The 16,071-nt window shown below is 59.2% G+C and carries 13 protein-coding genes; 7 read left to right on the top strand and 6 right to left on the bottom strand.

The window, feature by feature from the left end; all coding sequences use genetic code 11:
* Positions 1-27: 27 nt before the first annotated feature.
* Together FHT76_RS26930 and FHT76_RS26925 are read right to left on the bottom strand one after the other, a co-directional pair.
* Positions 28-2,217 (bottom strand): anthranilate synthase, encoded by a 2,190-nt coding sequence (locus FHT76_RS26930; RefSeq protein ID WP_183861241.1) that lies wholly within the window; start codon positions 2,215-2,217, stop codon positions 28-30.
* 259 nt (positions 2,218-2,476) lie between these two features.
* Positions 2,477-4,600, bottom strand: coding sequence for a TonB-dependent receptor domain-containing protein (locus FHT76_RS26925; protein ID WP_183861243.1), 2,124 nt, complete (start codon positions 4,598-4,600; stop codon positions 2,477-2,479).
* A 263-nt stretch (positions 4,601-4,863) separates the two neighbouring features.
* On the opposite strand from FHT76_RS26925, the gene FHT76_RS26920 reads away from it, so the two are divergent.
* Positions 4,864-5,715, top strand: a complete 852-nt coding sequence (locus FHT76_RS26920) for an extensin family protein (RefSeq protein WP_183861429.1) — start codon at positions 4,864-4,866, stop codon at positions 5,713-5,715.
* Between the two features lie 72 nt (positions 5,716-5,787).
* On the opposite strand, the gene FHT76_RS26915 is transcribed toward FHT76_RS26920, so the two are convergent.
* Positions 5,788-7,467: a formate--tetrahydrofolate ligase gene (locus FHT76_RS26915; RefSeq protein WP_183754116.1), complete on the bottom strand. Its 1,680-nt coding sequence runs from the start codon at positions 7,465-7,467 to the stop codon at positions 5,788-5,790.
* A gap of 151 nt (positions 7,468-7,618) precedes the next feature.
* Here FHT76_RS26915 and FHT76_RS26910 point away from each other — a divergent pair, with 151 nt between their 5' ends.
* Both FHT76_RS26910 and FHT76_RS26905 read left to right on the top strand, forming a co-directional pair.
* Positions 7,619-8,125 (top strand): TIGR00645 family protein, encoded by a 507-nt coding sequence (locus FHT76_RS26910; RefSeq protein WP_183754114.1) that lies wholly within the window; start codon positions 7,619-7,621, stop codon positions 8,123-8,125.
* A 262-nt stretch (positions 8,126-8,387) separates the two neighbouring features.
* Positions 8,388-9,113 (top strand): LuxR family transcriptional regulator, encoded by a 726-nt coding sequence (locus FHT76_RS26905; protein WP_183861245.1) that lies wholly within the window; start codon positions 8,388-8,390, stop codon positions 9,111-9,113.
* 10 nt (positions 9,114-9,123) lie between these two features.
* Here FHT76_RS26905 and FHT76_RS26900 read toward each other — a convergent pair whose 3' ends face one another.
* From FHT76_RS26900 to FHT76_RS26890, 3 genes are all read right to left on the bottom strand, one after another.
* Positions 9,124-10,242, bottom strand: coding sequence for a DUF2333 family protein (locus FHT76_RS26900; RefSeq protein ID WP_183861247.1), 1,119 nt, complete (start codon positions 10,240-10,242; stop codon positions 9,124-9,126).
* A gap of 105 nt (positions 10,243-10,347) precedes the next feature.
* Positions 10,348-11,418 (bottom strand): hypothetical protein, encoded by a 1,071-nt coding sequence (locus tag FHT76_RS26895; RefSeq protein ID WP_183861249.1) that lies wholly within the window; start codon positions 11,416-11,418, stop codon positions 10,348-10,350.
* A gap of 74 nt (positions 11,419-11,492) precedes the next feature.
* Positions 11,493-12,095, bottom strand: a complete 603-nt coding sequence (locus FHT76_RS26890) for a thymidine kinase (RefSeq protein ID WP_183861251.1) — start codon at positions 12,093-12,095, stop codon at positions 11,493-11,495.
* A 236-nt stretch (positions 12,096-12,331) separates the two neighbouring features.
* Between FHT76_RS26890 and FHT76_RS26885 the strand changes: the two genes are divergently transcribed.
* The 4 genes from FHT76_RS26885 to FHT76_RS26870 all read left to right on the top strand — a co-directional run bounded on the left by FHT76_RS26885 (position 12,332) and on the right by FHT76_RS26870 (position 16,040).
* A complete protein-coding gene (locus FHT76_RS26885) occupies positions 12,332-13,285 on the top strand; it encodes a choline ABC transporter substrate-binding protein (RefSeq protein WP_183754104.1) in 954 nt (317 codons plus the stop codon).
* Between the two features lie 75 nt (positions 13,286-13,360).
* On the top strand, positions 13,361-14,206 hold the full coding sequence (choW, locus tag FHT76_RS26880; RefSeq protein WP_114713399.1) for a choline ABC transporter permease subunit: 846 nt from the start codon (positions 13,361-13,363) through the stop codon (positions 14,204-14,206).
* On the top strand, positions 14,203-15,255 hold the full coding sequence (gene choV, locus FHT76_RS26875; RefSeq protein ID WP_183861253.1) for a choline ABC transporter ATP-binding protein: 1,053 nt from the start codon (positions 14,203-14,205) through the stop codon (positions 15,253-15,255). Before choW ends, choV begins: the two co-directional genes overlap by 4 nt.
* 32 nt (positions 15,256-15,287) lie before the next feature.
* Positions 15,288-16,040 carry a HugZ family protein gene (locus FHT76_RS26870; protein WP_183861255.1) on the top strand — a complete coding sequence of 251 codons (753 nt, stop codon included), beginning with the start codon at positions 15,288-15,290 and terminating at the stop codon, positions 16,038-16,040.
* Positions 16,041-16,071: the final 31 nt, after the last annotated feature.

Genomic DNA, 16,071 nt, shown 5'->3' with positions numbered 1-16,071 from the left:
CTCAGAAAATCCCGAGTGCTGTCGTGGTCACGCCGCCTTGGTCTTTGCCTTGCGCGACAGATGCGCCACCACATTCTCGATCATCCGCATGCCGGCGTCGCCGCCGAGCGTCATGATCGATTCCGGGTGGAACTGCACCGCGGCGATCGGCTCCTTCTCGTGCTCGATCCCCATGATCGTGCCGTCTTCGCTTTCCGCCGTGATGATGAAGTCGCGCGGCAGCGTCGAAGGATCGGCAAAGATCGAGTGGTAGCGCCCGACTGTCACCTCCTTGCCGAGACCAGAAAACACGATTCCCGGCTCCAGCACCCGGATGCGCGACGGCTTGCCATGCATCGGCAACGCCAGATGCCTGAGCTCGCCCCCATAGGCTTCCGCCAGTGCCTGCAGGCCAAGGCAGACACCGAAGATCGGTAGGTTGCGCGCCCGCGCCTTCTTGATCGTCGCCTTGCAATCGAAATCCTTCGGATTGCCCGGCCCAGGCGACAGCACGACGAGATCGGGATCCAGCCGGTCGAAGATTTCCTCCGGCACTGGCGTGCGCACCGTAGAAACGGTGGCGCCCGTCTGCCGGAAGTAGTTGGCAAGCGTATGGACGAAGCTGTCTTCGTGATCAACGAGCAGGATCTTGACGCCCTTGCCGACGGCAGCAACGTCGCGGCTAACCTTGCTAGAATTGCCGGCCTTGGCATCGCGGATGGCGGAAAGCATGGCGGAGGCCTTCAGTTCGGTTTCGGCTTCTTCTTCGTTCGGATCGGAATCGTTGAGCAAGGTCGCCCCTGCCCGCACTTCCGCGATCCCGTCCTTGATCCTGACGGTACGCAGCGTCAGGCCGGTGTTCATGTCACCGTTGAAGCCGACCATGCCGATGGCACCGCCATACCAGGCGCGCGGGCTCTTTTCGTGGCTCTCGATGAAGCGCATCGCCCAGAGCTTCGGCGCGCCGGTGACAGTCACGGCCCAGGCGTGGCTGAGGAAGCCGTCGAAGGCATCCATATCGTCGCGCAGTCGGCCCTCGATATGATCGACGGTGTGGATCAATCGCGAATACATCTCGATCTGGCGGCGACCGATGACCTTCACCGAACCCGGCTCGCAAACGCGGCTCTTGTCGTTGCGGTCGACGTCCGAGCACATTGTCAGTTCGGATTCATCCTTCTTGGAGTTCAGCAGCTTAAGGATCTGCTCGCTGTCGGCGATCGGATCGTCGCCCCGCTTGATCGTGCCTGAAATGGGGCAGGTCTCGATGCGGCGGCCCGAGACGCGTACGAACATTTCAGGCGACGCACCGACCAGATATTCCTGATTGCCGAGATTAATGAAGAAGGAATAGGGCGACGGATTGATCGCCTTCAGCCGCTTGGAAATGTCGGACGGCTTGCTGTCGCACCTCTCCATGAACTTCTGCCCAGGCACCACCTCGAAAAGGTCACCCTTGCGGAAGCTCTCCTTCGCCTTGACAACGAGGTCGGCATATTCCCCCGGGCGATGATCGCTCTTCGGCGGAATGGCGTCGGTGCGCTGGAACGGCTCGGCCGGAATGTCGCCGGCCTTGCCCTCTGTCGACAGCCCGTCCTTTTCAAAATCGTAGCGGTCGATCCAGGCCTTGGCCGAGTAGTTGTCGACGACGAGAATTTCGTCCGGGAGATAGAGCACCATGTCCCGCTGGTCGGACGGGCGAGTCAGCTTCAGGTTGATCGCATCGAACTGGAAGGCGAGATCGTAGCCAAAGGCACCGTAGAACCCGAGGTTGGCATCCGCCTGCGAATAAAAGAGGTCGGTGATGGCGCGCAGCACGGTGAAGACAGTCGGAATCTTCGAGCGTTCCTCTTCGGTAAACGCGCGCTCCGGCGCCTTCACCGTTAGGTCGAGGCGGCGGGTCGTGGAACCACCGAGCACCAGGTCTGAAATCGTCTTCAGGCGCTCGGCAATCAAGGAGAGAATCACCTCACCGCGCTCGTTGTAGGCTTCGATCCAGACCTCGCGGCCATGGCAGGAAATGCCGAGCGGTGGATCGACGATGGCAGTGTCCCAACGGGTGTAGCGGCCCGGATATTCATAGTTCGACGAGAAGACAGCGCCGCGGCGCTCGTCGAGTTTGTCGACATAGGACGAAACCGCATCGCCATAGGGGATCGCCCGCCGCTGCCGGGTGACGGTGATGCCACCTCGTGTCTCGTAGATTTCCGCTCCGTCATCCCGAAGGATCGTTACCATTGTTCCACTCCGTTATCGGGCCCGGATGACAGGCAGCCTTAAAAACAAAAAAGCCGCCTGGCGTTTTCCGGGCGGCTCACTCGTCGTCTTTGGACACGATTGGTCGAGGCCGCCTCAGCGAGCCCACCACCAAACTGCAATGTTCAAGGACGTGTTCATGGGCGAAATTGTTAGCGTGAGATCGAACCGAGCGCAAGGGCCGAATCTGGGAATGAAAAGGGCGGCACAATGGCCGCCCTTCGCTTGACTAAGCTTTGGTTTAGAACCAGGCCTTCGCAGTCACCATGAATGTCCGGCCGCGACCCGTATCGATCGTCGTCGTCTGGATCGTGCTCGAGGCCGGAGTGTAGGTCTTGTCAAAGACGTTGGTCACGCTTGCCGTCAACTCCAGGCCGTTCTCCCACTGATAGTTGGCGAAGAGATCGACAACGCCATAGCCGCTCATGAATCGCGGCCGTCCGCCATTCGTTGCATTGATTTGTCCAATGTCTGCCTGTCCGGCAGCGAATAGGCGTGTACCGACTGTCAGGCGTTGATCTTCAAGGAAGCGACCGCCGAGCGTGGCACTGAAGATGTTTTCCGGCAGGAAGCTTTGCACGCCGAAGCCGTTGATCTGCGGAGGCAGGTCGGTGTTTGTATGGGTGTAGGCAAGCTCCCCGAAGACGAAGCCGGCATCATAGGCCGCCTGGATTTCTATACCGTCCACCTTCGACGTGCCGGGATTGTTGACGAAGAAGGTCTGCCTGCCGCCGCCCGCAAACGCACCGGTGATGTAGTTGTCGATGCGGTCGTTGAAGTAGTTGGCCTTGAAGCGGAAACTGTCGCCGGCATCGAGAATGCCATCCACCTTGATGTTGGCGCCGATTTCCCAGCCCTTGGAGGTTTCCGGCTCAAGGAAGGGATTCGGGAAGAAGGCCTGCCCCGTAGCGCCTGGATGCGATCCGCCGGCGAAGGTTTCGCTAATCGTCGGTGCGCGCTGCGTCTCGGCATATGTCACATAAGGCTGGAACCATTCAGTAGGATTCAGCGCGAAGGTGACGCTTGGGTTCAGGCGCCCATCGGACTTATCGACGGTGTAAGGACCGGCCGGCATTCCGAGGGGGTTGCTGGCAACGACCGAGCCCGAGCCGTCGAGATCGAAATGGTCATAGCGCAGGCCAAGCGTCAGGTCCGCCATGCCGTAGGTGAACGTCGTCGTGTCGAAGACGCCGAGGATGCCGCTCTTGCCATCACCGTTGACGCCACCCGAAGGCTGCGTCCGGCTGTTGATCACATCGTATTTGTCGTGGAAGTATTCGACACCGTAGTTGGTGGAAACGGCAACGTTGCCAATGTCGAATTTGGACGTGTTGGAGACGTCGAAGCCGATGCCCGTGTCGGTAATGCGGCGACCGGCGGCCGTACCACCGCCCGTGGCGTTCGTGTCATACTGCATCTCAAGGCGGTTGTAGTAGAAGTTCGTCTTGAAATCGATGAGCTCGTTGTCGCCAGGCGTATAGGCGTAGCTCGCGGCAAACGTCTTGTTCTTGACGTTTTGGAAATAGGAATTCGCGAGGAAGTCGTTGTCATAGCTGATGCCGCCGAGCTTGATCGTGTTTTCGGCGTTCGGCGTAATCTCTGCCTTCAGCATGCCGGAAAGCAGGTCCTGCTCGGTATAGGGGACGGTAACGCCGTCGCCGTTCTCATAGTTGCCCGGATCACTCTTGCTGATGCCGCCGAGAACAGCAAAGACATCGTTGAACCGGTAAGCGCCGATGGCCGACTCGGACCAACCGAGTTCGTTGGTTCCGACCGTCGCCGAGACGATGCCGCCGTAGTTCTTATCACCTAGAATCAGGTCATCGATGTCGTAGGTGCGGAAATTGACCGTACCGGCCAGTGCCCCGCCACCGATGCCGGTGACTGCGCCGCGGGTCACGTCGATGCCCGCCAGGAACGCCGGGTCCACATAGGTGAAGCCCTGCGCCTCATGGCCGGTGAAGCGGAAATTCTGGCGAACGCCGTCGATCGACATGTTCACGCGGCCGGAGCCTTCGAAACCGCGAATGTTGACAGCAACGCCGGGGTTCTGCGGATTGTTGGCCGTCGACGTCCCGGGAACACTGCGCAGCAGATCGTCGGTACCCTGGCCGGCCTGCAGGTTGATCTGGTCCGCCGTGACGGTGCTGGAAGGTCCCGGCTTGTTGTAGGGATCGTTGGCCGCCTGTCGGCTGCCCTTCACGATAATGGGCGAGAGGAAAGTATCCCCCTCTGGCGCCGCCTTCTGCTCTTCGGCTGTCTGGGCAGTCGAGGGCGCACTTTGTGCAAAGGCGATGGCGGAAGGTGTAACAATGGCAAGTGCCGTGCAGGCAAGTAGAACCGAGCGCGAGTGCCGGACGATCATGAAGTCAACCCCTTGAGAGAAATGTCACCGGGCTGGCTGGTCGTGACGCGTCCGCGTTTCGATGGGCTGGCTAGGCTTTCAGACGAAGATTTTCGCCTTCTTTTTGCCGCATAAAAAACATGACTCAAATTGTCAATATATCGGATCACCGTTATCTTGATTTAATAAATCATCTTTTTGAGCATAGACATCAACGTTGCGAAATTGCAACGAAATCCGCATCCATGCGTTCTGTCCCGGGGCAACGTACAACGGGTGGATGCGTGAAGAACATCGTTGTGATTTTAGCGGCACTGAGTTGCATAGGGTTCCTGACCAGTGCACGCCTGCCGGAAAACGGCCCTCTCCCGGCAACTCGCCCCGGTAAATCAAATACGACAACGTCCGCACCGGCACCTCCCCCGATACCCGAACAGAAACCCGAAAGCGGCAAGCCCGAAACGCCGCCGGTCACGGAGGATTCTCCGAAATCCTCTGCCATCCCGGAAAAGCAGGGGCCGAAGCTTCCGTCACAACAAACGCTGGAAGAACAGCATCTGACGATTGCCGCAGAGAGTGATGCCGAGCACTCCGAATGTGTGAGGGAGTTGCAGAATCTTGGCGTCGTCTTCAAGGACATATCGCGTATCGATGATGGCAACGGCTGCGGGATCGACAAACCAATCAAGGTGTCCGAGGTGCTGCCCGGCATTACGATAAAGCCTGACGCCGTCTTTCGCTGCCCGGTCGCGCTGGCCCTTGCCCGCTGGATGAAAGAAAGCGTGATTCCCGCCGCCCGCATTGCCGCGCCTGATCAGGGAAATATCATCGGCGTCAATCAGGCTTCCTCCTACATCTGCCGCCTGCGCAATGGCGCCGAAACCGGCAAGGTGTCTGAGCACGCTCGTGGCAATGCGATTGACGTTGCGAGCTTCAGCTTTGAAAAAGGGAAGGACATCGCGGTCCAACCGCGACGCGAGGATTCCACATTGATCGGTGCGTTCCAGCGCACGGTGAGCGCCGCGGGTTGCCTCTTCTTTACCACGGTCCTCGACCCGGAAAGCGACGCTGCGCACGAAACCCACTTCCATCTCGATGTGCTGGAGCGCAAGGGCGGCTATCGGTATTGCCATTAGTTTTCAGCGACTTGCGCGAATCCTCTGAATCAAGCCGTCAGCGGCTTGATTCAGTTTCGAAACGTCGCCGCCCTAGAACAGTCCCTCGATGTAGCCCTGATCGTTGAGATAGATCCGCTCCGCCGACGGTGACCTCGGCAGGCCGGGCATGGTCATGATCTCGCCCGTAATGGCGACGACAAAACCAGCGCCCGCCGCAAGACGCACCTCGCGAACCGGGACGATATGCCCTTCCGGCGCGCCCCGAAGGTTCGGATCGGTCGAAAACGAGTACTGCGTCTTCGCCATGCAGACCGGCAGATGCCCGTAGCCCTGTTCCTCCCAGGCTACGAGTTGATCCCTCACCGCCTTGTCCGCGGTCACCTCCCCCGCATGATAAATCTTCGAAGCCACTATCTCGATCTTCTCGAACAGCGAAACATCGTCGGGGTAGAGCGGCTCAAATCGCGACTGTCCCGATTCCGCGAGCTCGACCACTTTGTAGGCGAGCTCTTCGATGCCGGCGGAGCCCTCCGCCCAGTGCCGGCAGAGGATCGCCTCTGCTCCCAGCCGCGAGACATACTCTTTCACCGCAATGATTTCCGCGTCGGTGTCCGAGACGAAGTGATTGATGGCGACAACGACGGGAACGCCGAACTTGCGAACATTGGCGACATGGCGGCCGAGATTGGAGCAGCCCTTCTTCAGCGCGGCGACGTTCTCGGCTCCAAGATCATCCTTCTTCACACCGCCATTCATCTTGAGCGCGCGCACAGTCGCAACGATGACGGCGGCATCCGGCTTGAGGCCCGCCTTGCGGCATTTGATGTCAAAGAACTTCTCAGCCCCGAGATCCGCGCCGAAGCCCGCCTCGGTCACGACATAGTCGCCAAGCTTCAACGCCGTCTTCGTGGCGATCACCGAGTTGCAACCGTGGGCGATATTGGCGAAGGGACCGCCGTGCACGAAAGCCGGATTGTTTTCCAGCGTCTGGACGAGATTGGGCTGCATGGCGTCCTTCAGAAGAACTGCCATCGCGCCATCCGCTTTCAAATCACGCGCATAGACGGCCGTTTTGTCGCGCCGGTAGCCGACGATGATGTTGCCGAGACGCTCTTCCAGATCTTTGAGATCGCGGGCAAGGCAGAGGATCGCCATCACCTCGGAAGCGACGGTGATGTCGAAACCGTTCTGCCGGGGAAAGCCGTTGGCGACACCACCAAGCGAAGAGACCATTTCGCGTAGCGCCCGGTCGTTCATGTCCATCACGCGTCGCCATGTGACGCGCCTGAGGTCGATATCCTGCTCGTTGCCCCAATAGATATGATTGTCGATCATCGCGGCGAGCAGATTGTGGGCCGATGTGATCGCATGGAAGTCGCCGGTAAAATGCAGGTTGATGTCTTCCATCGGAATGACTTGTGCATAGCCGCCGCCGGCAGCTCCGCCCTTCACGCCGAAGCACGGCCCGAGCGAGGCCTCGCGGATACAGACGATTGCCTTCTTGCCGATCCGGTTCAATCCGTCGCCAAGACCGACTGTCGTCGTCGTCTTGCCCTCACCCGCGGGTGTTGGATTGATTGCCGTCACAAGGATCAGCCTGCCATCGGGCTTATCAGCTTGCTCCGCGATGAACTCGGCGCTGAGCTTGGCTTTATCGTGGCCATACGGCGCGAGTTGCGCCTGAGGGATTCCAAGCTTTGAACCGATTTCGAAGATCGGCTTCTTTTCAGCGGCGCGCGCAATCTCGATGTCGGACTTATATGCTGCCATCCCCGTTCCCCAGTTTTCCGCGCTCGATCGGCGCCCCATTTGTTACAACGGGATAGCGAAATATGCCGACTGTGGATAGTGCGCAGGTTGCCCAAGGCTCATCCAAGCCGCTATCTCTAGGCATCGATTCCGTACGTCACGAGGACAAGCCATGAAATCACTCGAACTCATTGTCGAGCGCATCATTCTTTCTAGCCGCTGGATACTCGTGGCCTTCTACCTCGGCCTGTCCCTGGCGCTGGCGGTTTATGCCGTCTCATTCGGCTATAAATTCCTGAAGGTCGCGGGCGGCGTATTCGTGCTCGATGAGGGTGAAATGATCCTCGCCATGCTCGGGCTGATCGACGCCGCGCTGGTCGCCAGCCTGATCGTCATGGTGATGATCTCCGGTTACGAGAACTTCGTCAGCCGCTTCGACGAAAGTGACACCGATGTCTCGTTCATCGGCAAGCTCGACGCAGGCAGCCTCAAGATCAAGGTAGCTTCGTCGATCGTAGCCATTTCATCGATCCACCTGCTGCAGGTCTTCCTCAACGCTGAACAATATACCGACGGTAAGATTATGTGGCTGACGGCGATGCATCTCGCCTTCGTCGTCTCGGCGGTACTGCTCGGCTTTCTCGAGCAACTGACTAAAAAGAGCAAAACGACAGACTAGGTTTAATTGTAATATGATTCGGGGCCGCGTCCCTGAGCGCCTCCAATTTTATGTCACGCGGCGGACCTCTGCGCTTTCGCGTTCGCAGGTTCGTCGCCCTGAGTTGCGGTCCAAGCAAGCTCAAACACAACCGCAGATCGATATTCTGTGGTTAAATTAATACATCGAAATTAATCACTGCGCGCCAGGCCGTTTCGTACTAGCAAATATATCAGTTTGCATATTTTATCGCGGCAACTTGAAGGTAAGCAGGGACGCATTGATGTCTTACGTGACTACCTCGGAACGGCAGATGTCCCTCGTCGCGGAGATTTCAGCTGCCTGTACCAGGGCCGAATACGCAGAAGTTCTAGTCAAAGTGGCACGTGCCTTCGGTTTTCGGCACATAACGCTGATGCATGCGCCCACGCCCGAGAGCGTCCTTCTCAGAACTCTACTCATCGAAACGTCCATACCATCTCAATACTTCAACCAGTTCGACCGCGCTCGAATTATGCGCTTTCCCATGCTTTCTGGAGGAATCGGCGATTCCGCGCTGCCGCGCTCGTGGAGCCTTTTCGACAATTCTTCGGCCGCTATTTTCCCGAATGAGTTGAGCGAACTGTTGCGCAATTTCGGCATCCCGACGGGCGTCGCGGTTCCTGCCTATGCAGGCGACGGCGAGCGTGTCCTGTTCTGGCTCGGCGGCGACCGCCCGCTACTTGCCCAAACGGAACTCAACGAATTGACGATGGTGACGCTCCATCTGCTCGACGCCTATAACCGCACGAAGCAGTCGAAGCTTGCCGAACACACGCCTTTGTCTGCCCGCGAACGCGAGGTCGTCCGCTGGACGGCACAGGGAAAGACATCCATCGAGATCGGACAAATCCTTTCGCTGTCCGACCACACCGTCAACGCCTACATGACGAGCGCCATCAAAAAGCTCGACTGCGTGAACCGGGCGCAGCTTGTCGCCAAGGCGATCCGCATGAAACTGATCAATTAAACACGCTGCTTCATCGATCGAGCACGGAACGCGTCTCGACGAGGTTCGAGCGCACGCGGAGAATGTAGAAGCCCATCGTCGCCAGATGGCTCGGCATGATCCAGCCGTCTTCCCGGCCGTTGGAAATGATTGCCGGCTGGATCTGCAACGCCGCTTGGAACTGCCGCATCGTTGCGCCGAAGATGGCGCTCAGGTTGCGTTCCGCGACCACCTGCGAAAAATCGGACTGCGCCGCCGCAAGGATCGCGTAGTAGGCATAGAGCTGCCCATAAGCAAACCAGAACCGATCGTCCGCGCGGGTATCGAACCAACCGCGATGGTGGTTCTGAGAGCGGTCCGCAAGCACATCGGACGTGCTGCCGAGATCGTTGGCGATGCGATCAATGAACTGAATGAGGTTGTCTGCACGGCCATCGAAGACCGCGTTGCAGGCGGCCAAATCGGTGTTGAACTTGCGCAAGCTTTCAATCGCCGAACGGTAGTAGCTCGGCGTCGGCGTCTTCGGCCCGAACGGATTCAGTCCGAAATACCAGCTGTATTCATCGAACTGCAGCTTACCGCGGGCGTCTTGCAGATCATTGTTGATACCCGAGGTACCACGCACCCGACCGAGCGAGTCGACGAGCTCTGCTGAAGTGCGGCGCACCGCCTGGTTCACGCCGCGCTGGAACGACGCCTTGTTGTCGAGAAAAGGCGTGTGGTCCCAATCGACACCGAAGAAGCCAAGACGGTAAAGGAGCATGGAGGAGATCCATGCATTCTGATTGACGTTGAAGTCCGTTAGATCGGCCGCGACATCGACAATGGCCGAGCGCTGGCAGGTCTTCGCCGCGCCGTCCGTTGCTGGCAATTCCTGTCCAGCGGCAACCTTGCGTTCGGAAAGCCGGTACTCATTCACGAAGGACGGATCGAAGCCGGACCAGACCTGCGTCTGCCAGATGAAGTAGCAATAGAGAACGGCAAGCAGCCCGATCAGGCCCAGGATCGGCAACCGGATCATCCATGTCCGTTGAACGTACCAGCCGCGGGCGGCGATAAATGGCCAGAAAGCCCAGGCGAACAGGAGTCGCGCCCAGCGTCCGATGGTACGGCCGATCAGCCTGAAAAAACCGGCGATCCGGTCGAGCATCGTTTTCTCCTTGCCGTGGTGGACCAACATTGTCTGCGCACTGACATATGCGCTCGCTCCGGCAAGGACAATATCGTGCTGATATTATTGTTTCTTCGGCGCGAGCTAGAACGGAAAGCGCAAGCGCAGCCGCTTGGAGATTTTCGTCGTATCGATGACCGGGTCTCCGGAGCTGTCTTCCTGATCCGGCCGGAACGCCTCGAACTTGCTCGCAAAGGCAGCATCCGCGGTCCGCTTGCGATGTTCCAGCTCCTGCGGCACCAGCATATTGCGCTCGAACAGTTCGATCGGCCCGGCAATGGCGGGAAAAAGTTCGGCTGAAATCTGGACCTTCGATCCCGGAATATCGGTGTCGACCTGTGCCTGATAAATCAACAGCCTTTCTTCGGTGTCGATGACGACCTTGCGCGTCAGCGCATTGCACCGACCAACCTGGGTATTGAGTGCATCGACGAAAACCTGGAACAGATTGATGAAGCGCTCGCGGCGCTGGCTATCCTCCCGCATGCCGCGCTCTTCGTCAGCAACGCGCTCGGCGTCCGCCTTCAGCGCGCGGCGCTCCTCTTCCATGCGCTCCCATTCGGCTTTGCTGCCGTAGAGGCCAATCCTGCCCTGCGTGGTGAGCGCCTTGGCATTCAATTCCCGGATACGAAGGCGCGCGATATCAATCTTGTCCACCAGCCGACGGCGCTGTTCGACGATGCCGATCAGGCCATGCTCTCCCAGCTTGTGAAAGTCGATCGCGATTGTGCGGTAGCTCGCGATAACATCAGCGGTGGCATCGGACTTGACCAGCAGGTTACGCAGCCGCTCCACGACAGGGGCAGCGCGCACCCGCGCGCTATGACGACGCCACATCCGCTGGCGCGAAAAGCGTCCGATGAATTTCTCGCCGGCGGTAAGGCCACGGAAGCTGTCGAGGTCCGCCGAAACCTTGATCGTCAGCGTGTCGAGAACGGATACGAGCTCCGCAAGCAGATTGGTCAGGCTCGTGCCGTTTGCCACAAATGCCTGGAAGCGGCCGTTCTCGACAAGGAAGCGCTCGTCGTCGACTGCCGCCCCTTGGCGGGCGAACTCGTTAATGAAATCGACGCAGACTCTAGCCTCAAGACGCAACTGTTCCACGAGCGCTCGCGCGGCTTCCAGCTGAGTGTCAAAGGAGAAAGGCTTGCGCACCGGGACGCCTCCATGAATCGGTTTCCGCGAAACTAGCGCATAAGCCGCCAATCCGGAATCGATTTGAGGAGTGCCTACACCGCCTCCGCTCGCCACTCCCCGTTCATGGCGTCATCCCAATGGCGCCGGCAGAGCGACACGTATTTTTCGTTGCCACCGACGTCGATCTGCGCACCTTCGTGCAGGACCCTTCCGTCCGCATCGAGGCGCACCACCATCGTCGCCTTGCGCCCGCAATGGCAGATCGTCCTGACCTCACGCATCTCGTCGGCAATCGCGAGCAGTTCTTCCGATGCCGGAAACAGCTTTCCCTGGAAATCGGTCCGCAGGCCGTAGACCATCACTGGGATGTTCATCCGGTCGACGATGCGCGCAAGCTGCCAGACATGCTCGCGCGTCATGAAGTGAGCCTCGTCGACGAAGACGCAAGCGATTGGCTCCCCTTCCTTGCCGAGCTCGCCGATCAAAGCCTGCAGGTCCGCGTCCGGTTCGAAGGCAATCGCGCTCGCCTGCAGCCCGATCCGGGAGCCGATAATTCCCTTTCCGGCGCGCTCGTCGAAGGCCGCGATCAGCAGAACGACGCGCATGCCGCGCTCCTCGTAATTGTAGGAGGCCTGCAGCAGCATCGTCGACTTGCCGGCGTTCATGGTCGAGTAGTTGAAATAGAGTTTTGCCATCGTTTTCTCCGTCTTTCGCTTCTTGGAAGCTCGAAACCGCGAAGAAAAGTCCCCCATTTTGATAATCACAAGAAATTCACGCCGGAAAATCGCCAAAACCCTTGAAATCCCGGCACTCCGCGAAAAAATGCCCTACGTCGCAATCGGGTACTCCAATGCGGCGCAAACGCACTCAGGTCGCTTGTAAAACTCGGCTATTGGTGATTGGCTTGGGAACGTAAGACTGGGAGTCTAAAATGAAAACGACAAGCGCATTCAAACTGACTACCGCCACCGCAGTTGCCGCTCTCTCTGTTGCAACAGCAGCATTTGCCGCGGACCCCGATAGCTGCTCCGCCGTCCGTCTTTCAGACGTCGGCTGGACGGATATCACCGCTACCACCGCCACCACAGCGGTCATTCTGAAGAACCTAGGCTACGAGCCCGACATTAAGGTTCTGTCGGTTCCGGTTACTTATCAGTCGCTCAAGAACAAGGACATCGACGTGTTCCTTGGCAACTGGATGCCGGCCCAGAAGAAGGACGTCCAACCCTACCTCGATGAGAAGACCGTCGATTCCCTCGGCGTCAATCTCGAAGGCGCCAAGTACACGCTCGCTACCAACGCCAAGGGCGCTGAACTCGGCATCAAGGATTTTAGCGATATCGGCAAGCACAAGGACGAGCTTGACGGCAAGATCTACGGGATCGAGCCCGGCAACGACGGCAACCGCCTCGTCATGACGCTGATCGAGAAGAACGAGATGGGAATGGGCGGGCTTGAACTCGTCGAGTCCTCCGAACAGGGCATGCTCGCGCAGGTCGCCCGTGCCGACAAGGACGGCAAGCCGGTCGTGTTCCTGGGTTGGGCGCCCCACCCCATGAACGAAAACTTCAAGATGACCTACCTTACCGGCGGTGACAGCACCTTCGGCCCGAACTTCGGCGGTGCGACGGTCTACACCAATACCCGTGCCGGCTACACCACCGAATGCCCGAACGTCGGCAAGCTCATCTCGAACCTGAAGTTCAATCTGGAAATGGAAAACCAGATCATGGGCAAGATCCTCAACGACGGTGAGGATCCGCAGGTTGCCGCGACCGAATGGCTGAAGGCAAATCCGAACGCAGTTGATCCGTGGCTGGCAGGCGTCACGACGAAGGATGGCAAGGACGCCCTTGCCGCCGTGAAGTCCGGCCTCGGCCTCTGAAACTGATGACGGGGCGGCCCTCGCCGCCCCTTCTTGTTTCACCTCGATCTTTGCTCTTTCGGATAGGCGCGCTCCTTGAATTGGATCACCGACTATAAAATTCCTATTGGCCCCTTCGCCAAAACGACCGTCGATTGGTTGACGTCGAGCGGCGAGTGGTTCTTTAACCAGCTTGCTTTCGTTTTATCGCACGTTATCAATGCGTTGCTCTTTATCTTGCAGGCTCCGCATCCCCTGATCGTGCTGGCCGCGATCGTCGGCATTGCATACTGGCTACGCCGCTCCATCGGCGTCGCGGTCTTCACCCTGCTCGGCTTGCTGCTGATCATGAACCAGGGCTATTGGAAGGAAACGACGGAAACACTGGCACTCGTCCTGGCGTCGACGTTCGTCAGCATGGCCGTCGGCATTCCGCTCGGTATCGCCGGTGCGCGGCGCGCATGGGTGTTTTCGATCATGCGGCCGGTCCTCGACCTCATGCAAACCATCCCGACCTTCGTCTATCTGATCCCTGCGCTCATCCTTTTCGGCCTTGGGATGGTTCCGGGCCTGATCGCAACCGTGATTTTTGCGATCCCCGCTCCGATCCGCCTGACCCGCCTCGGCATCATATCGACGCCGCCCTCTTTGGTTGAAGCCGCAGAGTCATTTGGCGCGACACCGATGCAGGTACTGCGTAAAGTCGAGCTTCCCTTTGCCATGCCGCAGATCATGGCCGGCCTCACGCAGACAATTATGCTCTCCCTCTCGATGGTGGTCATCGCCGCTCTGGTTGGCGCCGACGGTCTCGGAAAGCCTGTCGTGCGCGCGCTCAATACGGTCAACGTCGCCATGGGCTTCCAGGCGGGCCTCTGTATCGTCATCCTCGCAATTATTCTCGACCGCATGTTCCGCGCGACGGGTGAAGGAGAAAGCGCATGACCGCGGTCCGTTTCGACAACGTCAGCATCGTCTTCGGCGACAAGCCGGAGAGTGCCCTCGCCCTCGCGGACCAGGGCAAGAACCGTGACGAGATCAGCGCCGCAACCGGACTCGTGCTCGGCGTGGCAGACGCCTCCCTGAGCGTCCAGGAAGGCGAAATTCTCGTCCTGATGGGCCTTTCCGGTTCAGGCAAGTCGACCCTGTTACGCGCCGTGAACGGGTTGGCGCCCGTCGTGCGCGGCGAGGTGTCGGTCGCAACGCCGAATGGCCCCTGCAGCCCTTACAAAACGACGGCCAAAGGTCTGCGTGACCTGCGCATGCACACCGTTTCCATGGTCTTCCAGCAGTTCGCGCTGCTGCCATGGCGAACGGTCGCGGAAAACGTCGGCTTTGGCCTTGAACTCGCGGGTATGCCGGACGCCGAACGCAAGAAGCGCGTCGGCGAGCAACTCGAACTCGTCAACCTGACCAAATGGGCTGACCGCAAGGTCAATGAGCTGTCCGGCGGCATGCAACAGCGCGTCGGCCTTGCCCGCGCCTTTGCCACCGGTGCGCCTATCCTGCTGATGGATGAGCCGTTCTCGGCGCTCGATCCGCTGATCCGCACACGCCTGCAGGACGAGCTCCTCGAGTTCCAGCGACGCCTGAAGAAGACCATCCTGTTCGTGAGCCACGATCTCGACGAAGCGTTCCGTATCGGCAACCGCATCGCCATCATGGAAGGCGGGCGCATCATCCAGTGCGGCACCCCGCAGGAGATCGTGAAGAACCCCGCGGACCAGTACGTCGCCGATTTCGTCCAGCACATGAACCCGATCAGCATGCTGACGGCCGAGGACGTGATGCAACGCGGTCTCGGCCACGCGGCCGCCGGTGCAAGCGTCAGCGGCACGGCGCGTGCGGAAACGCCGCTCATCGACATCCTTGATGCGCTGTCGCGCCAGCCCGGCAGTATTGGCGTCGTGGAAAACGGCGCGATCATTGGGACCATCTCGGCGCAGGATATCGTCGAAGGCCTCACGCAGCATCGGCGCAAAGAACAGGCTTGATCCCTGCGTCCGCTTCCGCCAAGAAAGTGGACATGAAAGATCAAGCTTCCGTTCTCAGGGAAACGGACGGAGAAGCCCGCAAGCTCGCTCGCACGCTTCTCCGCTCCGCCCGTTATGCCGCAATTGCCGTTCTCGATCCCGGGACCGGCTTTCCCTTTGCCAGCCGGGTTCTCCTCGGCACGGACATTGACGGCGTACCCGTCATTCTCGTCTCAGGCCTGTCGACGCATACTCGTGCGCTCGACGCCGACCGCCGCGCGTCGCTTCTGACGGGCGAGCCCGGCAAGGGCGATCCGCTCGCCTATACCCGCCTGACGACCCAATGCCTAGCCGAACCGGTCGAGCGCGACAGCGAGATCCACGCGCGCATCCGCAGCCGCTTCCTCAATCGCCATGCCAAGGCCAAGCTCTACATCGATTTTCCGGATTTCCGTTTTTTCCGGCTCATGCCGCAGTCGGCCAGCCTCAATGGCGGCTTTGGTCGCGCCTATGTCTTGGAAGGCGAGGACCTGACGATTCGATCCCCCGGCAATGAAGCCGTGGCAGCTCAGTCAGACACGATAGTGCAAAAATTGCTAGCTGAGCGCCCAGATCTGGCAGCGACAGCCGCAGCGGGCCTCAAGGCTGGCAACGGCGATTGGCGCATTTGTGGAGTGGATTGCGCCGGTTTCGATCTCATTTCGGGTGATTTGCTTCTGCGCTGCGAGTTCGAGACCGTCGCACAGGGGGTCGATGATATTTATTCACATATATCTAACATGAAATACGCAATACCTGAAATTTAGCTATATACAATCTTGAAGCGGTATTGATAGT

The sequence above is a fragment of the Rhizobium sp. BK176 genome (genome assembly GCF_024808055.1).
This window is presented reverse-complemented; position numbering and strand designations above follow the sequence as displayed.

Excerpts from the sequence above, each read along its gene's own strand:
- FHT76_RS26930 (WP_183861241.1), bottom strand. The coding sequence starts at position 2,217 with ATGGTAACGATCCTTCGGGATGACGGAGCGGAAATCTACGAGACACGA.
- FHT76_RS26925 (WP_183861243.1), bottom strand. The coding sequence starts at position 4,600 with ATGATCGTCCGGCACTCGCGCTCGGTTCTACTTGCCTGCACGGCACTT.
- FHT76_RS26915 (WP_183754116.1), bottom strand. The coding sequence starts at position 7,467 with ATGGCAGCATATAAGTCCGACATCGAGATTGCGCGCGCCGCTGAAAAG.
- FHT76_RS26910 (WP_183754114.1), top strand. The coding sequence starts at position 7,619 with ATGAAATCACTCGAACTCATTGTCGAGCGCATCATTCTTTCTAGCCGC.
- FHT76_RS26905 (WP_183861245.1), top strand. The coding sequence starts at position 8,388 with ATGTCTTACGTGACTACCTCGGAACGGCAGATGTCCCTCGTCGCGGAG.
- FHT76_RS26900 (WP_183861247.1), bottom strand. The coding sequence starts at position 10,242 with ATGCTCGACCGGATCGCCGGTTTTTTCAGGCTGATCGGCCGTACCATC.
- FHT76_RS26890 (WP_183861251.1), bottom strand. The coding sequence starts at position 12,095 with ATGGCAAAACTCTATTTCAACTACTCGACCATGAACGCCGGCAAGTCG.
- FHT76_RS26885 (WP_183754104.1), top strand. The coding sequence starts at position 12,332 with ATGAAAACGACAAGCGCATTCAAACTGACTACCGCCACCGCAGTTGCC.
- choV (WP_183861253.1), top strand. The coding sequence starts at position 14,203 with ATGACCGCGGTCCGTTTCGACAACGTCAGCATCGTCTTCGGCGACAAG.
- FHT76_RS26870 (WP_183861255.1), top strand. The coding sequence starts at position 15,288 with ATGAAAGATCAAGCTTCCGTTCTCAGGGAAACGGACGGAGAAGCCCGC.